Raw genomic sequence first — 296 nt, 5'->3', positions numbered from 1 at the left:
GCCAAAGTGGTGTCATTGGCGAGTGTGGTATCCACTGCTTGTTGGGCGGCGCTATCGAGGCCATAGGTAGGCACATTGAGCGCCAGATCGGTCATGCCATGACGACGAAGCCAAGTTTGGGTATTGAGGTACAAGGCTTTAGCTGTATTGGCATTAAGCGAGTTGTCAGACAAATCTGTCGCAATATCTTGTGTCACATTGGCAAGCGCTTCACCACCGCCAAGTACTGACAAGCCAATCAAGGCAGTGCGATATTGCTGCGCAAGTCCTGTGCCCGTTGCATTCATCGCTGCTGG

General features: G+C 52.4%; 1 protein-coding gene. It reads right to left on the bottom strand.

Features of this window, described 5'->3' with window-relative positions:
* A partial coding sequence (locus ACTRWI_RS22825) for a hypothetical protein (RefSeq protein WP_499133957.1) occupies nt 1–296 on the bottom strand: 296 nt, incomplete at both ends.

Source organism: Pseudoalteromonas sp. G5_S1_14_S5 (genome assembly GCF_054968605.1).
Note: the sequence above shows the minus strand (reverse complement) of the source record. Positions and strands in the feature narration are given on the sequence as shown.